The sequence below is a fragment of the Streptomyces sp. NPDC021622 genome (assembly GCF_040640795.1).
GTDB lineage: Bacteria > Actinomycetota > Actinomycetes > Streptomycetales > Streptomycetaceae > Streptomyces.
On the sequence record NZ_JBFACK010000039.1, the window covers coordinates 1 to 7,711 of the forward strand.

A 7,711-nucleotide genomic window follows, 5' to 3' on the forward strand; every position below is an offset into this window, starting at 1 on the left:
GTGAGACCAGTCCAGGGAGCCGACCGGCGAGCAAGCCTGCCCGAACTCGACCGAGGGGGTCGCTCCGCCGCCGCCCGAGAAGTCGCCGCCCGACCCGCCCGACGAGGAGCCGCTGCCGCCGCTCGTCGGCTCGGGCTTCGGTTCGGGCTTGGGCGGGTTCGGGTCCTTGGTCGGGTCACCCGGCTTGTAGTTTCGCTCCGCCTCGCCGTCGTCGTCCCGGGAGCGGGCGCGGGGATTGCGAGAATCCCTGCGCCGATGGCGTGGAGAAGGCCCAGACGGAGACGGAACGCTCAACCCCCATCACGACACGGCTCACCGGCCAAGCCCTCGTCGACACGCTCGGAGGGTGAGGGGGCGGTCGGCGGCAGAAGCCGTCGTCTGCCCGGACGAACACCGGTGTGGGTTCAGAACCTGTCCGCACAGTCCTGAACCCACCCGGGTCTCGCGTGATCCGGCGTCAGCGCTTGGTGCCGAAGTTCTGCACCCACCAGGGGCCGTTGGCCTTCAAGCTGACACCGGCGCCGAAGTCCTTGTAGGCGCAGTTGAGGATGTTGGTGCGGTGGCCGGGACTGCGCATCCAGTCACGCATGGCGGTCTTGGGGCCCTTCGGCCCCTTGTGTATGTTCTCGCCCCACGCCCCCGTGGGGTAGCCCGCCTTTCGCATGCGGTCGCCCGCGCCTTTACCCTCGGGGCTGGTGTGCTCGTAGTAGTTGCGCGCTGCCATGTCCCGGGCGTGCGCCCGCGCGGCGGCCTGCACCCGGCGGTCCAGGCGCACGGGCTCGCAACCCGCCTTCTGCCGTTCGGCGTTGACGAGGACGAGGATCTGCTTCTCGTACTTCGCGGACTTGCTCAGCGCCGGGCGCTTCGGCGGCGTCTCGGGACCCGGGGCGGCGGCAGTCTGCTTCCTCTCGTTCTGTTCGCCACCGGAGGGGTTCGCAAGGGCGAGCGTACCGACCGAGGCGACAGCAGCGGCTACCACGACCCCTCCCGCCAGGACGCGAACCTTCAGCCCGCGACCGCTCCGTTCGTGACGACCGCGCCGCGCACTGCGTGCGTCGCGGGATCGGCCGCTGTGTTCCCCCTGCGTCTGCGCCGGCCCAGTCTCCGGGGGAAGAATCTGGGTCTGCTCATCGTCGTTATCCAGGTGCATGTCCGCTCCGCTCCGTGCTGATCGTCGGTCGATCCGACGTATAGGAGAGCGAGTGACACCCCCGGGGACAACACTTTTTCGCAGACATCATCGAGACGGTCTTACGTACGCCCCCGACCTCACGCCTTCCGCCTGCCCAGCGAGCGCGAGCCTCAGCCAGTTCACACCGTGGCTGCCCGGAGCCGTCAATGTCCGCCTCGGCAGCCGAGCACCCCAACGGGTTGCCGCGAGCAGCGGGCTGCCGGCTCTCGGCGAAGCCGTCGTCGCCGGGGTCGTCCGCTCGGTGGCAGGCAACCGACGCTCAGGCCGCCCATGGCAGGGCCACCCCGGCACCCGCTCATGATGCGCGCCCTATGGTTGAGCCGAGTCCCGAATGGCGGTGAGCGAGCCACCTCCCGCACCTCGGGCACCCCGCGCGGAAGCGGGGAATCTCCCTGGCCGTTGTCGGGCCTCTCGTTGCGTCGGGATTCCCGTGGCCGCGAATCCTCCGGTAGTCGTATTGAGTGAGTTCGACGCGACCGGCCAAGGCTGTTCGCCTCCGTGCTCATGGGATCACAGTTTGGGATCCTGACGCGGTGATCATGACTGAGCCGTTTGCAGCCGCCGTGGCGACCGTCGCTCCAGTGCTGATCCTCGTCGGGTCAGTGGAGTTGGCCGCGCTAGGCGTTGCTGAGCAGGAGACTTGGAAGGCGGAACTGCGTGCTGCCTCTGCGAGCGCCGAGTTGGTTGAGGGTCTTGGCGAGTCTCAACCCTCGTGGGTGCGGCAAGAGATCCAGCGAAGGGAGCTTCAGCCAGGGGCCCAGGACAAGTGGAGGAAATCGGCCCAGTTGTTTCTGTACTTCGTCTGGTTCGCGCTGTCGATGGCTCTCTTGGTTGCGTTCATGCTGTCGCTCGACTGGCTGGCGGCGCCGGAACCGGATTCGGCGCCACAGCTCGCGCGGTTCTGTTTTGGAGTCTTGTTCCTGGGGTTCCTGATGGTGGCAGAGGCTCCCTTGGCCCGCTCGGCGATGAAGGAGTGGGCGCATAAGCGGCAGATGTCCGAGCGTGCTCGCTCGGTCCGGGTTTTCATGGAGAGCACCGCCGCCTTGGAGATGCAAGGGAGCCAGTCATCTCCCTCGCCGAACCCGTGAAACGACGAAGCCCCAGCCGGGTGTCCGGTCCGGGGTTTCGTGTGCGTCTGTGGTGCCGGTTGAGGGCACAGTTGTTCACTGAGTTCGTGGCACTGCTCTACCTGCGCGTCAAGCAGCGTCGCGGGTGCGGCGCTTGGTGTCGAGGGCCTGGACGTCGGCGGCGGCGTACCAGGGCTGTCGTGGGCTACCCCGGATCGGGTGAGGTGGCCGGGCCGGATGATCTGCGACTCCATGGGCCCATGGTGCCGTTGTGGTCAGCGCAGTGGGAGGCGAACGATGTTCGACCGTTGCGACAAGGCGGCAGCGACTGACTCCAGGCCCTTGAGGCCAGGCCCGGAAGGGGAAGCGCCCCAACGTACTGCCGTGCCGGTCGACGATCAGGTGGTGCTTACTGCCGGGCCGGGATCGGTCGACCGGCGAAGGTCCGGTGCGAGCGCCCCTTTCAGAGCCCTCAGGTGCGAGCCATCGATCGCGGCGGCGTCCATGTCCAGCAGGCCCGCAGTCCGCAACTCGGCCGCGTGTGGCTCCCCTGGAGGGATGCTCTCACCAGCTCATGAGGCTGAACAGCGTCTTGTTGCCGTAGACAAAGCGCAGTCATGCTCTCGCCGACCAGACGATGAAACGAGGTGGAGCTGTGACGGCCTGGCGGCGTGGAGTTGCGTGGGGCGTGCTGGGAGTAGCAGTCGTGGCGGTGATCGCGGCCACGCCGATCCTGCTCGAAGCTGCCGCACCAGACGGCATGAACTGGAGCCAGCTGAGCAATGTCAGCCAGACATACGGCGCACTCTCCGTGCTCTTCTCTGCAGCGGCACTGATCGGCGTGATCGCATCACTTGCCTATCAGGCCCGCCAATCTCGCATCACACACGAGGAGACGCAGCGTTCCGCACATCGGGAACTACTACTGCAGGCGATCAACGACCCCTCTCTGATGCCGTGCTGGGAGGCCCCGTCGAGGGGGGCGCCTATGACGCAAGAGGGCATTCGACGCCAGATGTTCACGAATTTGATAGTCAACACATGGCGGACGGACTTCAGGCTGAAGCGAACTGGGGAACCGGCGATGCGCATGATTCTCGATGGCCACTTCCGAGGTGAGATCGCTCGTATTCACTGGGAACGAAACCGCGCAAATTGGCGAGAGTACGCTACAGCGGAAGGTGATGCGCGCAGCCGCAGGTTCGTCGAACTGGCCGACGAGGCGTATGCCCGAGCGGTCGCTGCAGGCCCGTCCATCGCTGCGGATGACTACTACCTGCCGAACGCATCGTGACACTCCCGGGAAGCATGTCGAGAGGTCTCCGCATCTCGCGCTCGACTGGGCAAAGCCCCAGCTCGACCTGTCCCTCCAACTGAGCCACACCCAACTCGGCCAGCAGGCACAGCACGTAGACGATGCCTCTCAGCGCAGCCCGGTCATCCGCCGGCAACCGCTCGGGAATACCGACGCCGCCGAGGCGGCCGAGCAGGTAAGAGCGGGGCCACACGTTCCCACAGCTCATCAGGCACGAGTTCAGCAGCCACCCAACGGATCCTGCCGACACAACACCCAACTGCCAAGCTCCACAACGAATGTCATTCTGAAACGGTCAGTAGGCCGGGATTTTGGGATACAGCGCGGAGAGCCCAATCACGCACTCAGACCATCTGTAAAATCACCCGTCCCCCGAGGCGGCTGCCGCCAACTCACGCATCATCAGCTGAGCAGTAGTCACCCTGGCCTGGAACACACCCACTTCGCGGCTGCCCCGAGCGGCCCGCTCTGGACGACGCCTGTCGAATACGTGTCGAAGCAGGAGGTACAGGCGAAGCAACGATGAGCAAAGCCCAGATCAGAAGGGGTCTTGACGCGAACCGCCCCAGCCCCTTCCGAGCTCTTGGCCGCAAGTTTAAGTCCTGCCCAGGACACGGTCACCATCGCTGTGTGAAGGGGCGTGGCCCCGAAGGGAGAGCCGGATCGCTGGGTTACATGGAGCCAGCGGCCTCCTGCTGAGTTGCCAGGTCCGACCGCAAGCGCCAGCCGACTGCGTCAGTTTCGCGTTCACTCGAGGCCTAAGGTTTGTCCCGTAAATGATCTCTGACTGGTGTAAACGAAGTCGGTGATCAATCCGACCGCTCGCCTATCCGGCGAGGTTGAGGTTGTGTAGGCGGGCGATGCCGAGCATGGCGTAGTGGACGCCGTCACCCTTGAGGCGGCAGTCGCGGAGATCTTCCAGGTCTTCATCCGGGCGAATACGTGCTCGACGCGTGCTCGGACCTGCTTGTGGGACGTGTTGTGGGCTTGTTTCCAGTCGGGCAGTTCTTCGCCTTTGCGGCGGCGGTGAGGCATGACAAGCCCTGTGCCCGGATACCCACCGTCGGCGATCGTCATGGTCGTGCCGACGGCGGCCTTCGCGCCGGACTCCTCCCACGCCTTGCAGTCATTGCGGTTACCGGGAAGGGACCGGCCGATCACCACGACGAGTCGGGTATCGGCGTCGATGACGACCTGGTGGTTCGTGGAGTACCGGTAGTTCTTGGACTGTTCAGCGATGGTGTGGTCGCGGGTGGGCACCAGGGTGCCGTCGACGATGAGCACGGTGTCCTTGCTGAACCGCCGGCGAGGCTGCAGGGCAAGCGTGGGACCGGGGTGGTCGATGATCCGGTCGGCCGCGGACTTCGAGATGCCGAAGAGCGGCGCGAGTTGGCGCATCGTCAGATTCGTGCGCCAGTAGGCCGACACGAGCAGTACCCGGTCCTCCAGCGGAACGGACCACGGCCGGCCCCTGCGGATGGGATCCGCACCTTTGCGGCGCAGCGCGGTCACCAGCTTCTTGAAGGAACGCGGGCTCAGCCCGCTGAACGGGGCTATCCAAGACGACTCCGACGCCGTGATCACACCAGCCACCACAAGATCGTTCCATGATGCCCGGCACAACATCGCGCATGTTCCATTCTCCATCTCACGCCCCGGGCGGGCCACGCCGAATCCTGTAGCAACGCCCACATTCAGTCTCTACAGTCAGCGGATGGCCACCGAGGACGAGCACCCACGTCACCCCGACATCGCCGCGATGCTCACCAACCAGACGAGCGCATGCAAGGCAGCACGCGCCGCCATCGCCGCTGGCGGCGAGGTACAGGTCTTGGACGGGGAGGCGCCTCACTGGATGGTCGCCGGTATTGCCGCAACCAGGTTGAGACGATCGTTGAAGCGCGGCTGGCCGACGACCCTCGGCCTCGACGAGAGCGTTGAGATCCTCGCGCGGCACCGTGGCGAGCAGCTTCGCACTGGGATGATCCTCTCAGCAGACCGGTCCTGGCTCTTCAATCTGTACTTCGACGCAACCGGGACCGAGCTCTTGGCGTGCAGCGGTGTCAAACGCCCTCCGCAACCCAGCACGAAGGGCTCGTGCGAATCCTGAGCTGAACCGCATCCGCATCACCGAACGTCTCCCCGACCGCAGCCCCACTACCTGCAGAACCTCAGCTTCGAGGAGCAGGTCTCGGAGGCAGGCAATGCCGAAAATCTCAACCGCGGCCAGGTATTACGGGACAAGCCTTAGTAATCGATGCGGGGCGCGGAACCCGACCGCACGTGCGCGACGTCGGCGTATGAGCGTGTGGCCTCACGGCTCGGCTCGGGCGGGTTGGGTACCGAGCTGCTCGCGTGCCCGCAGGCGGCGCAAGTCGGAGTGGCCGGCGAGGCGGTCCCGCATGGCGCCCTGCACTGGCGCACTTTGAGCCGTGCTGCACGCTCGGCCTCGGGAGGAACGACAACCTTGCGCCGCTCGCCCTCCGATCAGCCGCATTCATGCGGCACGATCTCGCCCCATGGCTCTACCAGACCGATCGTGAGGGCTCGTTTGACAGCTCAAGCCACACATGGTCACGCGCAGCCGGACAAGCTTCGTCAGCCTGCGCCACCAACCCACCGCCCTATGGAGGGTCTTCGAAGTTAAGCGGTGCGGAGGGGTCCGCGGGCTCGTCGTGTCGTGACACAGCGTGTCCGTAGACGCTGACTGTCAGCGTTGCGGAACCCGAACGCGTTGCGGGCGACGAGCTAGATCACGCGGTTGATGCCCTCGCTCTTGGCGTTGCTGTGACCGGTGTCGAGGAACGTGGCGGCCTCGGGCCCACCAGCGGTCGACTGTGGCAGCGAGGGTGCGGACTTCGGGGATGTCGGGGTCCGCGCACCAGGTCAGGAACTTCCAGCGGGCATGGCCGACTTGGCGCCGGTGGGGGCCAGGGCAAGGGCGGTGCGCAGGCTCTCCTTGGCGATCCACTCCGTCAGCAGGATGTGTCCGACCTTCCCTTCGTTCCGGGTCTGCGGCCCGTCCGCGCCGGCCCCGGAGCTCGGCGGTGGTGCGGCGCCGCACCAGGGAGAGCATCGTGTTGGCGAGCTGGACGGCGGGAAAGTGATCGACGACCACGATGGCGTCGGGCAGACCGGTGCGGATCGCGGCCCGGTAGGTGGCCGACATGTCGATGGCGACATGACGGATGGTGTTGCGCCAGGCCAGGGGCGTGCTGGACAGCCAGGCCAGGACGTCAGTGACGGCACGGCCCTCGACCTGGCCGAGCAACCCGCCGATGCCGAGCGCGTCGACGCACCCGGTGTGCCAGCGATCCCGCGTCAGCTGCCACTTCCCGGTGCCGGGATCCTGCTCCCAGCGGGTGCGGCCGCGCCGGGACTCGTCGATGCCCAGCACTGAAACCTCGGGCAGCGGCGCCTCTATCACGGTCGCGGTGGTGATGCGGAAGGCGTCCATCACCACCGGCCAGGACAGATTGAGGTCGCGAAACACCTCCCGGCACCGCCAGCGTCGCTTGTGCCACACGAACTCCAGGCGGCGCTCTCCGTATAGGAGATCACGCGGCCGGGTGGTCGCCGCCCCCTTCACCCGGGCCGCGAACACCCCGCACACCGGGCAGGCCCTGGCCGAGGCGTCCGCCGTGGCCAGATGGACCCGGCGCGTACCGTCTCCAAGCCGCTCGACCCGGATGACGGACACCCCGTCCAGGTCCAGCAGCAACGTGGGCGAGGTCGACCTGGACGAACAGTTGATGAGGCTGCTGAAGGGCTCGGGTGAGTAGGTGAAGGGGTGGGGCCTTCCCACTCATGTCCATGCTGAGGCGATCCTCCGCGCCCTGCAGGAAGCCCGGCCCGCCGGTCCGGTCCTCGATGCAGCAACCGGAACGGGCAAGAGTTCGTCCTACAGGGCACCATGTTCACCAATAGCATCAACGGCCCCCTGGCTGTATCGGTTCGTCAGCTGCGTGATTTCGCCTGGATACACCTCCGGGCCTGCTCTTTCGCCATCGCGCTGCTGTCCGGGGTCGCAGCGTCCACCGTGCTGCCCCATCTGCCTGTGGCGCGTTATGACCTGCTCGTTGCCTATGGCGCACTGCTCACCCTGCTTTTTTGGCTGCGTGGCTGGGAAAACGGCCG

The 7,711-nt window shown here is 66.3% G+C and carries 6 protein-coding genes and 4 pseudogenes; 4 read left to right on the forward strand and 6 right to left on the reverse strand.

Annotated features, from left to right (window positions below):
- A pseudogene (locus AB0G47_RS40760) lies at positions 1 to 294 on the reverse strand (hypothetical protein); the annotation flags it as partial.
- 163 nt (positions 295 to 457) lie between these two features.
- The gene (locus tag AB0G47_RS40765; protein ID WP_360781154.1) at positions 458 to 979 is read right to left on the reverse strand and encodes a CAP domain-containing protein; all 522 of its coding nucleotides are present in this window, start codon (positions 977 to 979) and stop codon (positions 458 to 460) included.
- A gap of 746 nt (positions 980 to 1,725) precedes the next feature.
- Between AB0G47_RS40765 and AB0G47_RS40770 the strand changes: the two genes are divergently transcribed.
- Positions 1,726 to 2,280 (forward strand): hypothetical protein, encoded by a 555-nt coding sequence (locus tag AB0G47_RS40770; protein WP_360781157.1) that lies wholly within the window; start codon positions 1,726 to 1,728, stop codon positions 2,278 to 2,280.
- A 369-nt stretch (positions 2,281 to 2,649) separates the two neighbouring features.
- On the opposite strand, the pseudogene AB0G47_RS40775 reads toward AB0G47_RS40770, so the two are convergent.
- A pseudogene (locus tag AB0G47_RS40775) lies at positions 2,650 to 2,795 on the reverse strand (IS5/IS1182 family transposase); the annotation flags it as partial.
- 170 nt (positions 2,796 to 2,965) lie between these two features.
- Between AB0G47_RS40775 and AB0G47_RS40780 the strand changes: the two are divergent.
- Entirely contained in the window at positions 2,966 to 3,553 is a 588-nt protein-coding gene (locus tag AB0G47_RS40780; protein WP_360781160.1) for a DUF6082 family protein, read from the forward strand.
- A 109-nt stretch (positions 3,554 to 3,662) separates the two neighbouring features.
- Here the strand turns inward: AB0G47_RS40780 and AB0G47_RS40785 are convergent.
- Both AB0G47_RS40785 and AB0G47_RS40790 read right to left on the reverse strand, forming a co-directional pair.
- Positions 3,663 to 3,804: pseudogene (locus AB0G47_RS40785) on the reverse strand (IS5/IS1182 family transposase); the annotation flags it as partial.
- Positions 3,805 to 4,400: 596 nt separating this feature from the next.
- Positions 4,401 to 5,167, reverse strand: a pseudogene (locus tag AB0G47_RS40790) (transposase).
- A 121-nt stretch (positions 5,168 to 5,288) separates the two neighbouring features.
- Here AB0G47_RS40790 and AB0G47_RS40795 point away from each other — a divergent pair.
- A complete protein-coding gene (locus AB0G47_RS40795; protein WP_360781162.1) occupies positions 5,289 to 5,684 on the forward strand; it encodes a hypothetical protein in 396 nt (131 codons plus the stop codon).
- Between the two features lie 600 nt (positions 5,685 to 6,284).
- On the opposite strand, the gene AB0G47_RS40800 is transcribed toward AB0G47_RS40795, so the two are convergent.
- Positions 6,285 to 7,379, reverse strand: coding sequence for a transposase (locus tag AB0G47_RS40800; RefSeq protein ID WP_360781165.1), 1,095 nt, complete (start codon positions 7,377 to 7,379; stop codon positions 6,285 to 6,287).
- A 108-nt stretch (positions 7,380 to 7,487) separates the two neighbouring features.
- Here AB0G47_RS40800 and AB0G47_RS40805 point away from each other — a divergent pair.
- Positions 7,488 to 7,711 (forward strand): DUF817 family protein (locus AB0G47_RS40805; RefSeq protein WP_360781168.1); only part of this gene is annotated, 224 nt, incomplete at its 3' end.

What these genes read in the sequence shown, in the direction of transcription:
- AB0G47_RS40795 (WP_360781162.1), top strand. Translation starts at nt 5,289, where the DNA reads ATGGCCACCGAGGACGAGCACCCACGTCACCCCGACATCGCCGCGATG.